Source organism: Enterococcus sp. AZ167 (assembly GCF_051714025.1).
Taxonomy (GTDB): domain Bacteria; phylum Bacillota; class Bacilli; order Lactobacillales; family Enterococcaceae; genus Enterococcus_D; species Enterococcus_D casseliflavus.
Genome location: NZ_JBIORB010000001.1, coordinates 1,425,212 through 1,443,413, shown reverse-complemented (window position 1 = coordinate 1,443,413; position 18,202 = coordinate 1,425,212). Strand labels below are relative to the sequence as shown.

General features: G+C 45.0%; 14 protein-coding genes. 10 read left to right on the top strand and 4 right to left on the bottom strand.

The annotated features are described in order from the left end of the window. Positions 1-4: 4 nt before the first annotated feature. From allE to arcC, 6 genes are read left to right on the top strand one after another with little or no spacing between them, the layout of a single operon-like run. A complete protein-coding gene (allE, locus tag IGJ05_RS06735; protein WP_081116828.1) occupies positions 5-790 on the top strand; it encodes a (S)-ureidoglycine aminohydrolase in 786 nt (261 codons plus the stop codon). Between the two features lie 13 nt (positions 791-803). Next, a complete protein-coding gene (gene allD / locus IGJ05_RS06730) occupies positions 804-1,880 on the top strand; it encodes an ureidoglycolate dehydrogenase (RefSeq protein ID WP_081116827.1) in 1,077 nt (358 codons plus the stop codon). Positions 1,881-1,888: 8 nt separating this feature from the next. Further along, positions 1,889-3,643, top strand: coding sequence for an acyl-CoA synthetase FdrA (fdrA, locus tag IGJ05_RS06725; protein ID WP_074932374.1), 1,755 nt, complete (start codon positions 1,889-1,891; stop codon positions 3,641-3,643). Between the two features lie 12 nt (positions 3,644-3,655). Continuing rightward, positions 3,656-4,918 (top strand): DUF1116 domain-containing protein, encoded by a 1,263-nt coding sequence (locus tag IGJ05_RS06720; protein WP_081116826.1) that lies wholly within the window; start codon positions 3,656-3,658, stop codon positions 4,916-4,918. A gap of 38 nt (positions 4,919-4,956) precedes the next feature. After that, positions 4,957-5,820, top strand: a complete 864-nt coding sequence (locus IGJ05_RS06715) for a DUF2877 domain-containing protein (protein WP_081116825.1) — start codon at positions 4,957-4,959, stop codon at positions 5,818-5,820. Next, a complete protein-coding gene (arcC, locus tag IGJ05_RS06710) occupies positions 5,793-6,728 on the top strand; it encodes a carbamate kinase (RefSeq protein ID WP_061053108.1) in 936 nt (311 codons plus the stop codon). The genes IGJ05_RS06715 and arcC overlap by 28 nt, the downstream gene beginning before the upstream one ends. 30 nt (positions 6,729-6,758) lie before the next feature. Here the strand turns inward: arcC and IGJ05_RS06705 are convergent, their stop codons facing one another. Beyond that, complete coding sequence (locus IGJ05_RS06705) at positions 6,759-8,390, bottom strand: PucR family transcriptional regulator (protein WP_060791737.1); 1,632 nt, start codon at positions 8,388-8,390, stop codon at positions 6,759-6,761. A 130-nt stretch (positions 8,391-8,520) separates the two neighbouring features. On the opposite strand from IGJ05_RS06705, the gene IGJ05_RS06700 reads away from it, so the two are divergent. The 4 genes from IGJ05_RS06700 (at position 8,521) to abc-f (ending at position 14,253) form a co-directional block, all read left to right on the top strand. Then, positions 8,521-9,735 (top strand): pyridoxal-phosphate-dependent aminotransferase family protein, encoded by a 1,215-nt coding sequence (locus tag IGJ05_RS06700; protein WP_081116824.1) that lies wholly within the window; start codon positions 8,521-8,523, stop codon positions 9,733-9,735. Between the two features lie 151 nt (positions 9,736-9,886). Then, a complete protein-coding gene (locus IGJ05_RS06695; RefSeq protein ID WP_005225368.1) occupies positions 9,887-11,137 on the top strand; it encodes an MFS transporter in 1,251 nt (416 codons plus the stop codon). A gap of 18 nt (positions 11,138-11,155) precedes the next feature. Further along, positions 11,156-12,424, top strand: coding sequence for a dicarboxylate/amino acid:cation symporter (locus tag IGJ05_RS06690; protein WP_262119046.1), 1,269 nt, complete (start codon positions 11,156-11,158; stop codon positions 12,422-12,424). Between the two features lie 359 nt (positions 12,425-12,783). Next, positions 12,784-14,253: a ribosomal protection-like ABC-F family protein gene (gene abc-f / locus IGJ05_RS06685; protein ID WP_121262035.1), complete on the top strand. Its 1,470-nt coding sequence runs from the start codon at positions 12,784-12,786 to the stop codon at positions 14,251-14,253. 156 nt (positions 14,254-14,409) lie between these two features. Here abc-f and IGJ05_RS06680 read toward each other — a convergent pair whose 3' ends face one another. The 3 genes from IGJ05_RS06680 to IGJ05_RS06670 all read right to left on the bottom strand — a co-directional run bounded on the left by IGJ05_RS06680 (position 14,410) and on the right by IGJ05_RS06670 (position 18,130). Continuing rightward, complete coding sequence (locus IGJ05_RS06680) at positions 14,410-15,555, bottom strand: cation:proton antiporter (RefSeq protein WP_060791741.1); 1,146 nt, start codon at positions 15,553-15,555, stop codon at positions 14,410-14,412. 203 nt (positions 15,556-15,758) lie between these two features. Next, positions 15,759-16,556: an alpha/beta hydrolase gene (locus tag IGJ05_RS06675; protein WP_438725107.1), complete on the bottom strand. Its 798-nt coding sequence runs from the start codon at positions 16,554-16,556 to the stop codon at positions 15,759-15,761. Continuing rightward, positions 16,553-18,130 carry a PucR family transcriptional regulator gene (locus IGJ05_RS06670; protein ID WP_005225373.1) on the bottom strand — a complete coding sequence of 526 codons (1,578 nt, stop codon included), beginning with the start codon at positions 18,128-18,130 and terminating at the stop codon, positions 16,553-16,555. Before IGJ05_RS06670 ends, IGJ05_RS06675 begins: the two co-directional genes overlap by 4 nt. Between the last annotated feature and the right edge of the window lie 72 nt (positions 18,131-18,202).

Below are 18,202 nucleotides of genomic sequence, written 5' to 3'. Positions count from 1 at the left end.
ACACATGGGATATAAAAATAATAATACGGGCTATTTAGATGGATTGCTGCAATCACGAGCAGTCATTAGAAAAAATAATTTTGCGATCTTGCCGCATGACGGGCTAGTGAATAATGTCATTCCAGGCTTCGAAAACTGTGAATGTTCGATACTCGGCACACCAAAATTAGGGGCGTCTTTTGTCGATTACATCATTTCATTCAAAAAAGATGGCGCCAACCAATTGGGCTTCGGCGGTCCAGAGATCGAGAGTTTCTTGTATGTCATCTCGGGCAAACTGGAAGTAAGTGATGGCAAAGAAACCCATACATTGACGGACGGAGGCTATATCTATCTGCCTGCTGGAGAAAAACTGTATATGAAAAATCTCCAAGAAGAAGCGACAGAAGTGTTCTTGTATAAGAAACGTTACCAACCGCTTGAAAATCACCAAGCTTACAAAGTAGTGGGGAATCTTTCAGAGTTGACACCGATCCAATACGAAGGGATGCCAGACGTCCTACTTTGGGATTTCTTACCGAAAGAGTTGGGCTTTGACATGAATATCCATATCCTTTCCTTTGAACCAGGGGCAAGTCATGGCTACATTGAGACCCACTACCAAGAACATGGGGCGTACTTATTGTCAGGCAAAGGGATGTACAACTTAGACAATGAGTGGTTCCCAGTGGAAAAAGGCGACTACATTTTCATGAGTGCCTATGTACAGCAAGCGGCCTATGGTGTTGGTCGTGACGAACCATTGACCTATATTTATTCCAAAGATTGCAACCGCGATCCGGAAATTTAAAGGAGTTTAGAAGATGGAAGAAACGGTTATTGTACAGTCACAAGAGTTACAGCAATTGATCCAAAACAAATTAGCGGCTGCTGGTTTGTCTGAAGAGCACGCAGCCATCGTTGCAGAGCATTTGGTCTTTGCCGATGCCAGCGGGATCCACTCTCACGGGGCTGTGCGGGTAGACTATTACGCAGAGCGGATCGCTAAAGGTGGGATGAATCGCACTCCACAGATCACGTTTGAAGAGACTGGGCCGAGCAGCGGGATCGTTCACGGTCAAAATGGCGCAGGGCAGGTCGTCGTATTAGAAGCGACAAAGTATGCCATTGAGATGGCCAAACGTTCTGGGATCGCGGCGGTTGGTGTACGGAAAACGAGTCATAGTGGTGCGCTATCCTATTATGTCAAAAAAGCTGCAGAAGCTGACTTGATTGCATTATCTATGTGCCAATCGGATTCAATGGTGGTTCCTTTTGGCGGCAAAGAAAATTATTTTGGTACCAATCCGATTGCCTTTGCGGCACCGCGAAAGCATGGTGCGCCGGTGGTTTTTGATATGGCAACGACGGTCCAAGCGTGGGGCAAAATTTTAGATGCTCGTTCCAAAGATAAAGAGATTCCAGCAACATGGGCCGTTGATGCCCATGGCAAGCCAACGACAAATCCGCATCATGTTCATGGGTTATTGCCAATCTCAGGACCAAAAGGCTTTGGGTTGATGATGGTGGTGGATATCTTGTCTGGAATGCTCCTTGGGCTGCCTTTTGGCAAGCATGTTTCCTCTATGTACAACGATCTGACGAAAGGTCGCGACTTAGGGCAGTTTATTTTGCTGATCGATCCGCAACGCTTTACAGATTTAGAGACATTTAAAGAGTCAGTCGAAACGATGATCGAAGAGCTACACGCCATACCGGCTGCTGAACAGTTCCAGCAAGTCTATTATCCAGGCGAGATCAATCAACTAACCTATGAAAAATATATGGCAGAAGGCATTCCTATCGAAAAGAACATTTATCGCTATCTCATTAGCGACACGGTTCATTTTGACCAGTATTCTGGGTCAGATGCCTTTGCACAGACAGGAACAGGAAAGTGAGGAGACCCATGTTACACACTATTATTCAAAAAAACAATTACCAAGATTCCATTGTTTTAATGCTTTTGACCAATCGTTTACTGACGATCGAAGGGATCAACAACGCTTCGGTCATGATGGGTACACCTGCCAATAAGGATATCTTCAAGACAGGTGGTCTTTATACCGAGGAGATGAACAATGCGACATCCAACGATATGGTGCTCGTTTTAGACATTGAAGAGGAAGAAATCATCGAAACAGTCCTGTCAGAAATCGATGCCTTCTTATCGGACCAAAGCAATAGCGCAGGAGAAGAAACCCAAAGCGTCAAAACTTGGGAAAAAGCCTTAGATCTTGGAAAAGATGCGAAGGTCGCTGTCTTATCGATTCCTGGTACTATGGCAGCACCAGAAATTGAAACCGCATTAGCAGCAGGCAAACATGTTTTTTGTTTCAGTGATAATGTTTCATTGGAAGAGGAAGTTCGACTAAAGAAAATGGCTCATGAACAAGGACTTCTTTTAATGGGACCAGATTGTGGCACAGGGATTCTCAATGGGATACCAGTAGCCTTCACGAATGCCGTCCGTAAAGGGAAAATCGGTGTTGTCGGCGCTTCGGGTACGGGCATCCAAGAAGTCACCACCATCATTCATAAATTGGGTGCCGGTGTGACACAAGCCATCGGAACCGGTGGACGAGATCTCAAAGAAGAAGTCGGTGGGATCACCATGAAAGACAGCATTCTTGCCTTGGAACATGATCCTGATACGGAGGTGATCGTGGTGATCTCCAAACCACCTGCACCACGTGTCCGAGATGAAGTATTGGCATTATTAAGAAGAGGAACAAAACCTGCAGTCACGATTTTTCTTGGGGAAGAACCAACGGATCACGAAGAAAATCTTTACCGAGCCTACACGCTGGAAGAAGCGGCACAATTAGCCGTGCAGCTGCTACGTCAAGAACAGATTGGATTAGAGCCAGTAAAAGAGGAAACGGCAGCTGCCGCTTTTGGACCTGAACAGCAAAAAATCAAAGCTTACTATTCTGGCGGAACATTGGCGTACGAAGCAGCGATGCTAGTCAAAGCAGGATTAAATCTAGAACAAGAAGATGCCCATCAGGAAGGGTACATCTTAAAAGCAGCTGGCCATGAGATCATCGATTTAGGTGATGACATCTATACGCAAGGCAAGCCCCATCCGATGATCGACCCAACAAAGCGGATCGAACTGTTGAAACAAGCGGGAGAAGATCCTGAAACGGCAGTGATTTTGTTAGATATCGTTTTAGGGTACGGCTCTCATCAAGATATGGCGAGTGAATTGGCACCGACCATCAAATCGTTGAAGGAAGCAGCACAAGCAGCTGGCCGGGAGTTAGCGGTGATCGCTACGATCGTCGGAACTGATTTAGATCCCCAAGACAGCAACGAGCAAGCAGAGATTTTAACCGCAGCTGGCGTGATTTTGTGTCAAAGCAATGCCCAAGCAGTCAAACAAGCTTTAGCAATGCTCGGTCACCCTTTTTCACCAATTAGTCGTAAGCTGTTGCCAAAAGCAGTGACAACTGCGGATGCGTTGCCAGAGCCATCTGAAAAGAGCCGCGAATTGTTAGCGAATGACGCGTTCATCAATGTAGGATTGCGTAGCTTTGCGGAAGCGATCCAGGCGCATCACGGTCAAGTCGTTCAATATGACTGGCAGCCAATTGCTGGTGGAAACGTAACGTTACAAAAAGCCTTACGTTTCTTAGCACAAGTGTCACTATCAGAGTAGGAGGAAGTTATCGTGTACGAAACTATTGAAGAAGCAAACCAAGCCGTTATTGCCAAAATCGTTGCCGGTTCGCCTTTTTTGCTGGATGTCGTTCCAGCAGTCAGTGTCATTCCAGAGTTAGGTGAAGGAAAAGTCCTATTGCATGCAGGACCACCGATCCGCTACGATCAGATGATTGATCCGATTCAAGGTGCTTGTGTTGGTGCGGGGCTTTTTGAAGGCTGGGGCGAAACGGAAGAAGAGGTACGTCATTTATTAGCATCTGGGGAAGTTCAACTGATTCCTTGTCACCACGTGCAAGCGGTTGGCCCAATGGGGGGCATCACCTCTGCCAATATGCCAGTGCTCGTGGTGGAAAACAAAACCGATGGCAACCGAGCATATTGTACGATGAACGAAGGGATCGGGGCAGTTTTACGTTTTGGCGCCTATTCTCAAGAAGTCATTGATCGCTTGCATTGGATGAAAAATACGTTAGCACCAGTTTTAAGTGCTGCACTACAAACAAAACCCGATGGCTTGAACATCAATGTTTTAGTCGCAAAAGCAATCGCCATGGGGGATGAGTTCCATCAACGGAATATCGCTGCTTCGTTGGCGTTCTTAAAAGAAGTAGCACCAGCGATCGTTACTCTGGAAGGATTTGAAAAAGAAAAACCAGAAGTCATTCAGTTTTTAGCAGACACGGATCAGTTTTTCTTGAATATCATGATGGCTTCTTCAAAAGCGGTGCTTGATGGCGCCCGGACGATTGAAGAAGGCACGGTTGTGACCGCAATGTGTCGCAACGGGCATGAATTCGGTATCCGTATTTCTGGCATGGGAGATGAGTGGTTTACTGGTCCTGTCAATACACCAAAAGGGCTGTATTTCTCAGGATTCAGTGAAGAAGATGCCTCTCCAGATATGGGCGACAGTGCCATTACGGAAACCTTTGGTGTTGGGGGAATGGCAATGATTGCTGCCCCGGCTGTGACACGCTTCGTTGGTTCTGGTGGATTTCACGATGCGTTGAAAACCAGCAATGAGATGTTAGAGATCTCCATTGATACCAATCCGAATTTTCCCGTTCCTACATGGGACTTCAAAGGGATCTGTTTAGGGATCGATGCTCGTAAAGTCGTGGAAACAGGGATCTTACCGATGATCAATACAGGGATCGCCAACAAACAAGCTGGACGAGGACAAATTGGTGCCGGGACAGTGACACCACCAATGGATTGCTTTGAAAAAGCTGTCTTGGCTTATGCAAAAAAATTAGGATTTGAAGAATAAATCAGGGACTGAAAACGTGAAAAAGGAGCAATCGAGCGATGATACAGGCAAAATGGATCGACCAAGCTTTATTTGAACCCGCATTTATCAATGGCAACTGGATCGTTCACAGTGTGTTTCAGCATAGTTTCAATCTACAAGATCCTCGTCAGGATCAGCTGATCTGTGTCTCCAAACAAGCGGCTCGCGTGCCCAAAGGGATGATTTTAGCTGCCGACGATTATGCAGCGTTGGCGACAGGCTTAGTTGCTGGTACCACTCTTTTGGTTCAGCAACGGGTGGTCCATTTTCCGCATCATCGTCTGTCTTTTCAAAAGGCAGCCAAATTTACAACGACCGTTCCGGCTGGCACAGTCCCATTTGATCGAGAACTGTTTTGGTCAATCCTTCAAAACGTCACGGAAAAGACGGGGATTCAAGAAGCTGTTTCAGCAACCATCCGCAGCAATCATCCGTTTTATGACGCAATCGATCAGCTATGCACGCCTTCATTTAAGGAACAACGGCAAGCAGTCGCTTATTTAGTCGGACGGGGTGTCGGATTGACCCCCACAGGAGATGATATGCTAGTTGGTCATTTACTGGCTCGCCGAGTGATGGGGCAAGAAGATACCCGCTTGGTGGCTTATCTACAAAGAAGGCTGTTGACAGTCAATGATTTGACGACTGACGTCAGTAAACACTATCTTCTTCATGCACTGACAGGCGCATTCAATCAATCGGCGTTATCCTTGACCAGGTGTACCGATTCAGGCTCTTTTTCCCAAGTAATCAAAGAGATACTAGCGATCGGTCATACCTCGGGGGCTGACTTTTTGGCAGGGTTTGCTCGCAGTATCGATCAATTTCAAAACAATAGAAATGAGGAATTCATATGGCAAAACGAGTGGTCATCGCTCTAGGGGGCAATGCAATTTTAAAACCGAATCAACCAGCGACCGTTGAGACACAGCTTGCAAATATCCAGTTAAGTGCGGAACAGATCGCTAAAATCGAGAAGCTTGACCATCAAATCGTCGTGACGCACGGCAATGGTCCGCAAGTCGGCAATATTTTACGACAAAATGAAGAAGCCAAAGAAGTCGTGCCGCCTTTTCCACTAGATGTCTGCAATGCAGAGTCACAAGGCTTTATCGGTTATTTAATGGAGCAAAGCATCAAAAATAAAATCGAGCAAGAAGAACTGACCAGCAATGTCGTGACCTTATTGACCCAAGTGGAAGTGGCAGCGGATGATCCCGCGTTTGAAAAGCCAACGAAACCAATCGGTTTGTTCTATTCAGAAGAAGAAGCAAAAACGATGGCTGAGGAAAAACATTGGGTGATGGAAGAAGATGCTGGACGTGGGTACCGTCGCGTCGTGCCATCTCCACAACCTGTGACGATCCACGGCGTGGAATCAATGGTTCATTTATTGAATCAAAATACCATCGTGATCGCTGGTGGCGGCGGTGGGATTCCAGTCGTAAAACAAGCGGAAGGCTTGAAAGGGATCGAAGCAGTCATCGATAAAGATCGAACTGGGAAAAAACTGGCAGAACAAGTGGATGCCGATGTATTTATGATGCTGACCGACGTCAACAACGTTTATATCAATTATGGAACACCGGAGCAAGAAAAATTAACGGGCTTATCCGTAAGTGAAGCGCAAGCATATTTTGATGCGGGGCATTTTGCAGAAGGCAGTATGGGGCCGAAAATGGAAGCGGCGATTGCGTTTGCCAAACAAGGAAAGACAGCAATCATCTGCTCATTGGAAGAAGCGGACTTAGCATTGTTAGGTGAAGCAGGCACAAGGATCGCTGGGTAACACCAGCGATCCAACTGCTTGATTCGCCTATTAGTCGCCTTCTTCGGACAGCTCAAGGGCTAAACGCAGATCCAGGCTGATGCTAGGATCATGCACGTTTTTTCCTAGTAGCTTTTGACACTGTTCGATGCGGTATTTGATCGTGTTGCGATGAACGAACAAGGCTTTGGCGGTGCGGGTGATCTCACATTGATAATCCAAGTAAGCCCGTAAGGTTTTCCGCAATTCGATGGTGGCATCTTCTTGCGGAAACGCCAATTCTTTAAGAATCGTACGGCAGAAATAATGGATATCTTCAGGACTCATTTTTTCAAATAGACTCCGCATTCCCCGTTGATGGTAGAAAGAGACGATGGACGAATCATGTTGGCCTCTTCGTTCTTCATACGCAGTCTTTGCTTCGATGTAGGAGCTGGCTAAATCATTGATACTTTCACAGACACTCCCTACCCCAAAGGCCATTCGAAATGGCAACCGATTGGTCAAAGCATTGGCGGTCTCGATCAAATGGTCTTCTAAGGCATCACACTTGTGCTGCACGAAAATCGCAAAGTGATTGCTGCCCTTTAAGCGAAAGAGACAAACATCTTTGATGCGATAAGGCAGTTGTTCACTAAACCACTGATAAACCAAGTCACTTTCTTCTTTTAAGTATTTGTCTTTGCCTTTGGTTTCTTTGGTTGGTTCGCAGGCACCATAGATGACACGATAATGGCGGGCTTTGACTAACCCGTAAGTCTTTCCGAGATCTAACCAATCCTTTTGTTCTTGCTTGGTGGATTGCTGGTATTCGATCATCCGTGTTAAAAAGTCACTTTTTAAATCTTCAAAAGATTCTTGCACTTTTTGGTTCTTGTAAAGCATAAACGACAAGACCAAGGCTGCTTGTTCCAGCGCAAAATCCGAGACAGGATAAGGAATCGCCTCAGGATTCAAAATGACTAAATAATGGGGGAAATAAGTGGAGGTTTCAATAGCATAATAAGAAATTTGTGACGTTTTTTCATGAAGATCTTTGATAGGGATCGCCCCGCTTTTTTCACCAGTAAAAACCCCTTTCGTTTGTCCTAATTGATGGATGTAGTACTCCGCGGGTTTTGACATGCGGGTGAAATGCTTGGAGTGGGCAATCACTTGTTTAAAAGGATTCAACAAAATGATCGGTGTATTGACCATTTGGCCAAAATCAGCGATAAAGCGAGCGATGCTGACATCCTTCATCAAGGAAGCAGAGAACCGTTTTTGAATGTCTAACGCATAACTCAGCTGCTCGGTTTTGGTGTTCCATAGCAAATTCAAAAGCTGGTGCATCAAACGACCCAGCGGCATCGTGGCAGGTACTTCTACGATGGGGAAACCCAAGCTATCGGCATAGGCGATGACTTCAGGATCGATGACATCCAAAAAACGACCGATCTTGATGCCTAATCCGGCGGCATTTTTGGCTACGAGAGAATCGATCAGCTCTAGAAGCGCTCCTTGATTATCTTTATAAACCATCGCCGTGCTTAAGATAAAGGTATGCTCAGGAATATAGTGGGCGATATCGGGGGTCTCGGTGATTTCGATACTATCGACGGGAATTTCCGCAGTCAGGGGATCTGTCAATAAACGCAAATTGGAAAAGCGAGGTATAGCAAGCAATTCAGCAACTAACTTCATAGAGAAACTCCTTTTGGAATTGAACAAAATAAACAAAAACATGTCCTTTTTTAGCTTTATTGTACAACAAACTTGGAAACGTTGACAAGGCGTTGGACAGTGAAATCAAAAAGAGAAATGAGGGAAAAAGATGTATAAAGAGTTAACGATCGCACAACGTACGATCATGACACCTGGGCCTGTAGAAGCCCATCCAGCTGTTCTACAAGCAATGACCAATCGCATTTTGGGGCAGTTTGATCCGAATTTTTTGGCGATCATGGATGAGGTCAAAGAAATGATCAAACAACCGTTTGGAACCAAAAACAAAGAGGCATTTGCCATTGACGGGACTTCCCGAGCTGGTTTAGAAGCGGCGCTGATCGCTTTGATCGAACCAGGGGACAAAGTCTTGATCCCAGCCTATGGGCGCTTTGCTTTCTTACTGGGAGAAATCTGTGAACGTGCTCAAGCACAAGTCAAATATGTAGAAAAAGAGTGGACGGCTCCTTTTGCACCCGCAGAGGTCATCAAAGAAATCGACGCATTTCAACCCAAGATCGTGGCGATGGTCCACGGGGAAACCGCCAATGGGCAAATGCAGCCGTTAGCAGAAATCGGGCAGTATTGTCGCGCAAAAGATATTTTCTTTGTCGTTGACATGGTGGCGACTTATGGTGGCGTGGCCCTGTCAGTCGATGATTGGTGTGTCGATTTAGCGATTGCCGGTACACAGAAGTGTTTAAGTGTGCCGTCTGGTCTTTCATTAGTGACCTACAACGAGCGAGTCGAAGCCGTCCTTAATGCTCGTTACCAAAAAGAATTAGGCTTGAGTAAAACGGATCGAAACAAGCGGCACATTATGAGCAATTACCTGGATTTGAGTCAACTGCAACGCTACTGGAACACAGAGCGAATCAACCATCACACAGAAGCGACGAGTATGATCTATGCGCTTCATGAAGGATTACGGATGCTGCTAAACGAAGGCCTTGATGCAGCCTATCAACGTCATTTGACGAATGAAGGCGCGTTGGTCGCTGGACTGGAGGCAATGGGGCTGTCGATTTATGGCGAAAAAGCAACCAAAATGCCGACAGTTACCCCTATCTTTATTCCAGAAGGTGTTGATGGCGAAGCTGTCCGAGAAGAGATGCTTCACTCCTTTGGTGTAGAGATTTCTAGTTCATTTGGTGATCTAAAAGGAAAAATCTGGCGGATTGGAAATATGGGCTACAGCAGCCGCAAAGAAAATATTTTACATGTCCTAGCCGCGTTAGAAGGGGCACTATTGTACCAGCAAGCACCAATTTCTGCTGGCAAAGCGCTCATCGCTGCGTTAAATTACTACCAAAAAACGACGTAAATTTTTAGCACAAATGCACAACGACTGAAAGCGCTTTGTGAAAAATGACAAATGCAATTGTCGGCAAAAAAACGTACACTAAGACTATCTTAAAGCGCTTTCGTTGGCGTGCTTCACAAACTTTACTTGTGTAACTGATGGAGGGAAAAAAATGGAAATCAATAAAGAACGTGGTGGGCTTGCCTACTGGAAACAAATTATTATCTTAATGTGTTCAGGCTGGGTCACTATCTGGATTTATCGCGCTGCATTATCGCCAGTCTATCCGCAAATCAATGAGTCACTTGGCGGCAATATTTCTGATACAGCATTAGGATCGATTGCCAGCTTTTACTTTTTCGGCTATGTAATCATGCAGATTCCTGCCGGCTTTTTGGTGGATAAGATTGGGAAGAAAACAGTTCTGCTTCCAGGATTCGTGGTATTTGCACTGGCAGCTTTACTGATTTCACAAGCCTCTTCAATCTCCATGATCTATACCGGTAGCTTTTTAGCAGGGATCGGCTGTGGGTCATTTTACGGCTCAGCGTATTCTTTGACCTCACAGAACATTCCGAAAGAAAAGAAGAGCTTCTCAACAGCGATCGTCAATAGTGGTTCTGCCGTTGGTTCAGGGTTTGGGATGATCTTATCAAGCTTTATCGTTATTCAGATGAACATGCCTTGGCAAACAATGATGTATTTATCCGCTTTCTTGATCGTTTGTATGACGATCGCTTTTGCATTGGTGATCCGCAGCAACAAAGAAGACGTGGCTTTCTTGGAGAGCCAAGCAGCAGCTGAAGAAGAAACAACGGATCAGCCGAAAGAAAAAGTTTCCCTTTCGACCTTGTTCTCACTGCGGATGCTCTTTACTTATGTGTTATATTTTGCGACGTGTTATGCCTACTATATGACGGTTACTTGGCTACCAAACTTCTTAGGAACAGAACGAGGTTTCCAAGGAGTCGCGATCGGCTTCTCTTCTTCATTGGTAGCATTTGCTTCCATTCCTGGGGCATTGTTCTTTAGCCGCTTGGCAGACAAATACATGCACAAAAAAGTAACTTTTATCGTTATTTTAGAAGTGTTGGCGGCGTTGATGTTATTAGTAACGGTGCAAGCGACAAATTCGACCTTCTTAATGATCGCGTTGATCTTGTACGGGTTCCTTGGGAAATTAGCGGTTGAACCAATCATCATTTCTTGGCTAGGGGAAAATGCACCCAAAGTTGGGGTTGGTACGACATTAGGGGTCTTCAACTTTTTCGGCATGATGTCTTCCGTTATCGCACCAACATTGACCGGATCGATCTCGGATGCAACAGGGTCAAAAGTAATGGGCTTTTATATCGCAATTATTTTGTTGATCGGTGGTACATTCTTATTCTTGACTGTAAACTCTAAGAAAACAGCCAAGTAGAAAAGTGAGGCAAAACAGATGAAAAAACGATCCTTAAAAATCAGTTTGACCAACCAAATCATGATTGCAACGGTATTGGGGATTTTTTTGGGCGTTTCCTTTCCCGGGTTAGGTGATCAAATGCAGCTAGTCGGGGACTTCTTCTTGCGACTGATTCAAATGTCTGTGGTCGTGCTGGTCATGGGCTCGGTGATTGAAGCGGTGGGGGGACTTGATCCAAAAGAATTAGGTGGGATCGGCGGGAAAGTCTTCCTCTGGTTTACTGGATCGACCCTCGTCGCCGCTATTTTCGGTCTCTTGTTCGCCTTGATCTTCAAGCCTGGCGCCGGCCTTGATCAGTCGCTGCTGCAAAGTACAGAAACCGCATTAAGTACCAGCAGCATGGAAGAAGTCATCTTAAACTTTGTTCCACTGAACATTATTCAAGCCATGGTGGAGAAGAATATGATCCAAGTGATTATTTTTTCGCTCTTCTTTGGCCTTGCCTTGAGCTTGATCAAGCATGAAAAAAAGAATCAGCTGTTTCTAGATATGATCAGCAGTTTTAATAATATTTTGATAAAAATGGTCAGCATGATCATGAAGTTGGCGCCGATCGGGATTTTCGGCCTTGTTGCTTCCTTAGTAGAAGATACCGGTATTCGTGTGTTGGGAATGTTAGCCAGTTTTTTATTGACGTTAGCAGCAGCATCTTTGCTCTTTTTGTTTCTTTGGTTTCTCTTGACGTCACTCTATTGCAAAGTTTCCTTGTTTCGTTTGATAAAGAACATGTGGCGCCTCTCGGTGGTTTCCTTTACGACTACCTCTTCTGCTGTTTCATTGCCGTTTCAAATCGAAGATGGCAAAGAACGATTTGGGATCAGTGATCGAATCAATAAGCTCGTGATGCCTCTGGGCATGACCTTAAATAGCAATGGGCTCTCCTTATTTTTAGCCCTGGCAATCGTAACCGTTGCTCAGGCGTACCAGATCCAATTGAGCTGGGGGGATCTTTTGCAAGTGGTCTTGTTGTCCTCGTTGGCATGCTTGGGAACGATCGTCGTTCCAGGCGGCGGATTAGTCACACTGGCTACGGTTTTACCTATGTTAGGACTGCCTAATGAAAGCATCGCCTTACTGGCTGGGATCGATTGGTTTTCTGGGATGTTTCGGACCATCTTGAATGTTGACCCTGACGTCACGGTGGCGTTGATCGTTGCTCATGATGAAGGAGAACTGGATCATGCAGTCTTCAATGGTGAAAAAGCCTCGGTCAAATTAGCAGAAAAAATCACCGATGGCGTATAAGACCAATCATTCTTGTGATGAAACTTTACTCTTTTTTGAAAACGTGTTACGATTGATTCGTTGATAGACGAAAGAAGCTTCCTGAAATACCGTAAACGGTAACCAGTAGCGGCTGATTTTCCGCTCGTCATTCAACAGACAACTACGACAAAAAGAGGAGGAAAAAACATGACAGCATCGATGAAATTGTGGATTGACCTTTTGAATAGCTAATTTAAATCTATTTCAAAAGTCTAGGCAATCGTGATTTCAAGGGATGAGTGTCCTCTTTTTTCCAATTTCTTATTAAAATCAGGGTATAGCGGTAGGCTATGCCCTTTTTTTGTGCTTGCGTTTTCCTAGACGGGAAGGACAGACTGATGGAACAATTAAGTGTAAAAATAAACAATCTAATCAAAAATTATGGGTCCAAAGAAGTACTGAACATTGAAGAACTGAGCACCTATCAAACGGATCGTATCGGGATCGTGGGAGCAAACGGGCAAGGCAAGTCTACCTTGCTGAAATTGATTGCGGGAGTCATCGATCCTGATTCAGGAACGATTCAAAAAGAAAATTCGTTTCACTATTTTCCGCAAATCGCTGAGGTGACTGAAAAGACGGAGGCCCTTGACTGGGCGCTGTTCGGTCGTTTTTCGATCCCAACAAATGAATTGGCGACACTAAGCGGCGGGGAGGAGACCAAATACCGGTTGGCACAAACGTTATCTTCCTATCAGTTAGGACTATTGCTCGATGAGCCAACGACCCATTTGGACCAGCAAGGAATTCAAGTCTTGATTGAGGAATTGCAGTATTATTATGGCACCCTGATCGTGGTCAGTCATGATCGGTATCTATTGAATCAGCTGGCAACGAAAATCTGGGAAGTCGATCAAGGAAAAGTCACCGAGTATGCTGGCAATTATGACAGTTACCGACAGCAAAAAGAGCAAGCGGCACAGCGTATTGCCTGGGAGGCTGCGCAGTATCAGCAACAAAAACAGCAGTTGACCCAAGCAATCCAAAAGAAAAAAGAACAAGCGATCAAGAGCAGTCGTATTTCTGAAAAAAAGCGACAGCAGAACATCCGACCAGACCGTTTGTCGTCATCAAAACAAAAAGACACGGTGCAAAAGTCATTGCAAAAAACAGTCAAAGCCATGGAAAGCCGCTTGGATCAGTTGGAAGAAGTGAAGGGCGTCGCCCGGCAGCAGGTGATTCGTTTTCCAGTAGTCCCTGCAGTGGAGCTGCATAATAAACGACCGATTCGTGGGGAGCAAGTAACCATTCAAAGAGGGGCGAAACGTTTGCTAGACAGCAGCAGTTTCCAGTTTGCTGCCGGGAAGAAAATCGCTATCGTGGGTCCGAACGGTTCGGGAAAGTCGACTTTACTAAAAGAAATCATCGCAGGCGGAGAGGGAATCTATGTATCACCGAAAATCGTCTTTGCGGTCTACGAGCAAATGGGCTATCGAAAAAACAGCACCACACCGCTTTTGACGGAATTGATGGCTCAAACAGACTATCAGGAACCACTGGTCCGCAGTATTTTACACAATCTGGGATTTAGCCAGATTGACGTGATGAAGCCAGTCAATGTGCTAAGCGGCGGAGAAGCGACACGGGTCGAGCTCGCACGCATCTTTACTCAACCTGCCAATGTTTTGATTCTTGATGAACCGACGAACTTTATTGATCTGCCGACAATCACCGTCTTGGAACAATTGATTCGCAGCTATCGAGGCATGGTTTTGTTCACATCTCACGATCAAGCGTTTATCGATGCCGTCGCGGATGATGTGTATCAAATCGATCATGGAAAATTAACATTGGTTTCCAGTAACTAGCAGCATTGTCGCTTTTATACCTGTATAAAGAAAAACAGCGCGGGAAAGGAAGCGACCGCCCAACGTTCGATCAACAATCGGCCGTTGAGCGGTCACTACAAAACCCGTGCTGTTTTTTTCGCAATCATCGGTATCGCCTAGCTGTTGCTACATCGCTTAATAAATCTTTTTCGTAAAGTATTTTAAGATCAGGGGAGAGATCAAGGTACTCAACAAGACAACGATCACCAAAGGGGAATACAATGCGGACGAAATCAATTGGTTTTGTTGACCAATCTGCAAAATGATCAATGCCATTTCACCTCGGGAAATCATTCCAGCTCCCACCATCCAAGCACTGTTGTTCGAGAATTTCGCGATTTTCGCCCCGACATAGCCGCCGACCAGTTTGGTCAAGATCGCGACCACGGTAAAGGCAAGAATAAAGAATAATTGCTCATTTAAGCGGGAAAAATCAACTTCTAAGCCAACGCTGACAAAGAACACCGGAATGAAGACGGCGTAACCTAATGCTTCGACACTGTGTTCCACTTCCTCACGAACCTTCGTTTGACTGACAGCGATCCCTGCGAAGAAGGCACCAATGACAGAGCTTAACCCAACGAGGTCAGCAAGATACGCCATTCCTAAGCAGATGATCAGTGACATGATGATCACCGCGGAATTTGCAAATAGCTTTTCTGCAAGTGCCAATAAGAACGGAGCGATCCATTTCACTAATAGAAAAATCAACACAAAATAAATCAATTCTACCAATAAGGTGACCGGCAGTGGTGTTGCTTGGCTGCTTTCGCCGCCTAAAAAGGAAAGGCTAAGACTCAAAACCAACACGACCAAAATATCATCCACGACGGAAGCACCAAGAATCGTCGACCCTTCTTTCGTATTCACCACATTCAACTCTTTCAATACTTCGACAGAAATACTGACTGAGGTGGCAGCTAATACGATCCCGAAAAAGAACGCTTCTGTGGGACTGCTTTGAAAACCGACCCCCGTGGCATACCCGAAGAGCATTGGGAACACGATCCCCAAAAGGGCAACGAGCATCCCAGGACGAAAATAGCGTTTCAATAAAGAAATATCACTTTCCAGTCCCGCTAAAAACATCAGCAAAATAACACCAATCTCTGAAAAATCATGAACCAGAATATCTGGATGGACCCAATTGAGTCCTGCGCCTCCTAATAAAACCCCTGCTAACAACTGCCCGATAACAGCAGGAACGCCCATCCGCCTCGCCAGATGCGAGAAGAGGGTCGTCGTGATTAGGATCAAACACAAAATCCCGACAAAATGCATAAAACCTCATCCTTCTTTCCTATAACATACTCCCCTTTAGTATAGCATTCTCTCTTGAATTGAGCCTGTATCAAGCCTTTTTTATTAAAAGAGTTTCATTAAACCGCACGTTTTTTGAGATAAGGAGGAAGCGAAGGCAATCAGAGTTTTTCTGTGTACTCGTCGAAATAAAAAAACATTATTTTCACTTTACTTGTATCAAATTATTGTTTGAGCCAACGGGCGAGCTGCTGAAACACCATTTGGACTTGCGGCTCCTCGACGTTTTTCAAAAAGTCGTGGGGCAAATCATAGACAGGGACAAATTTGCTTTTAGGCACTTTCTTCAAGCCTTTGCTGTAACGAAAAGGAACTTCCTCATCGGTACTGCTGGCACTGCTGAAAATTGGAGAAAATTGAGCAAGCAGCTCAGGATCAATGGCATAGTCAGAAAGAGCTTCAGCTGTTAGACCATAGATCGTGGTGAGTTCTTGCTGTTGAACCCAATAAACATAAGGCAAATAGCGCTGAAACTGCGGATCATCCCAAACGATCTCGGTTTGATCCAAAGAAGGGACTTGCTCTTTGCTTAAGAGCGGCTGCTGCAAGACTCGTTTGTTTTCAATAAAAGAAAGATCGGTATACCCATAAAAATTGACCAGTTTTTCAGGCAATCTCTGTTGTTCCTTCAGTAATTGCTGGGTCAGCGCCAGCATCAAATAACCGCCAGCTGAGCGTCCGCACAAACAAAACGGGTTATCTTTAAGCACAGTTGCTTGCAATTCTTGAAAATTTTGCCAGTTCAGCGCCAAAATCTCCGCTAACGAGGAATTGGGCGCCAGTAAATAATCGACTGTGAGGACGCTGTATTGCTGCTCTTGAAATAGTGCGATCAGTGATGCGGGAATGTCTTGACGGGTCCCATAAACAAAACCGCCGCCGTGAAAGTAAATCACGTATTTCTCCGAAGCAGGATAAAGGGACACCGAAGCACCGGTGGTCAATTGCCATTCTTTTTTCATTTTGCTTGACTCCTTTTCTGAAGCTCTAATAAATAGGTGCCGATCTCGTAATTGACTAATTGGATCGGACTTGTCAGATCGATCTCTAGTAGCTGTTCGATTTTGCTTAGCCGATAACGAATCGTTTTGGCATGAAGAAACAAGGTTTCAGCCGTATTTTTGTAATTGCGATTCGTGATAAAAAAGGTATACAGCGTTTTGAACAGCTCTTCATTTTCTTCCGAGAGTTGATACAGCTTCGGGGGAATGCTTTGCTGCAGCTTTTCCAGTTGGTTCTCCTTGATAAAGGAACTAAAGATACCTAAGTCGCTATAGGCAATGATCGGCGCCAAATAAAACTGCCGATTGAAGCGGATCGCATCCAAACACTCTGGCAGGATCTCTTTGATCTGTTCCTTGCGCAAGACTTCGCTGACCACCAAGCAGCCATGTTCATCGGCTAACAGGGCATCATCAAAATGTGTCTGCAGCATCTGTTTCGTCACCTGATGGGCGATCGATTGGAAATTATAGAGGATCACCAAATAATTGTGGTGTTCAAAAAAGACGTGGGGTGTTTTCAACGCCCGTAGCTTGTGCAAAACGACGGACTTACGCTCCTTATCTTTGAAGCTGTTGGAAGCAAAGGCAATGCCTTGGTAGAAATCGTAGCGATCCAGTTGCGCTTCTTCTAACAAAAGATCCAGCTCAGCCAAATTACTAGGAGTGTTTTGTAAGATTGCATCGGCAAGATTGTTCATGCGATTGTAGCGTTCTTTCTTCAACAAATACTCCATTTGGAGGCGTTCATAAATGACGTCGATCACATTTTCAATGATCATGACTTTTGCCTCAGGGATCTGCGAATCTTTCTGATAAACGATCAAGGTACACAGATCATTGTAAGGATTGATGATCTCTACTTTTATGGCAGTCACATATTGATTGTTCTCATGAGAAAATAATTCCAAATATTCGTAGTGGTTCTTGGTAAACTCGATGGTTTTCATGGGTTCTTGTTTGGTCACCACGAAATTCTTAAAGGATTGACCGACGGACACATGCACATCTAAATGGGGGATGCGCAACGAACAAGGCTTTTCGATCAATTGATAGAACTCCTGCATGATCTGATCGAAAGAAGAGTGGTTGCGCTCAACTTTCATGAAGCGCTGGCGAACTTCGTAATAGGTACGCAGCAGCTGGGTTTGGTGATTCAGCAATGGTTCGTAAACCGCTAGCATGATGGCTTCATAGCTGACTTCTTGCTGCACTTTGATCAAAGGGATCTGATAAGCAAAGCTAAGCTCAATCACCCAATCTGGGATCATAGGGATCAAGCGATCCACTTTGATCACTAAACCGCTGACACCGATTTGCTGCATTTTTTCAAAAAAAACACGCAGTTCCTCAGGGGATTGGTCTTTGAAGGCATAAAAAGAAGTCAAAATCAATTGATGGGCTTTGCTCCACTTCTCAATGTCCATCGCTTCCAGCACCATGACGGAACCAACGGAATTTGTTAAACCAATGGAGCCAGTCAGTACTTTACTTTTTTCAAAAAGCGGCAGTTCAACCAATTCTTTTAATTTCATAAAATGCTCCTTTTTTCTCTTTTGGATAAAAAGTATAGCATTTTTTTAGAACTTTATCCAATGAAAACGCAA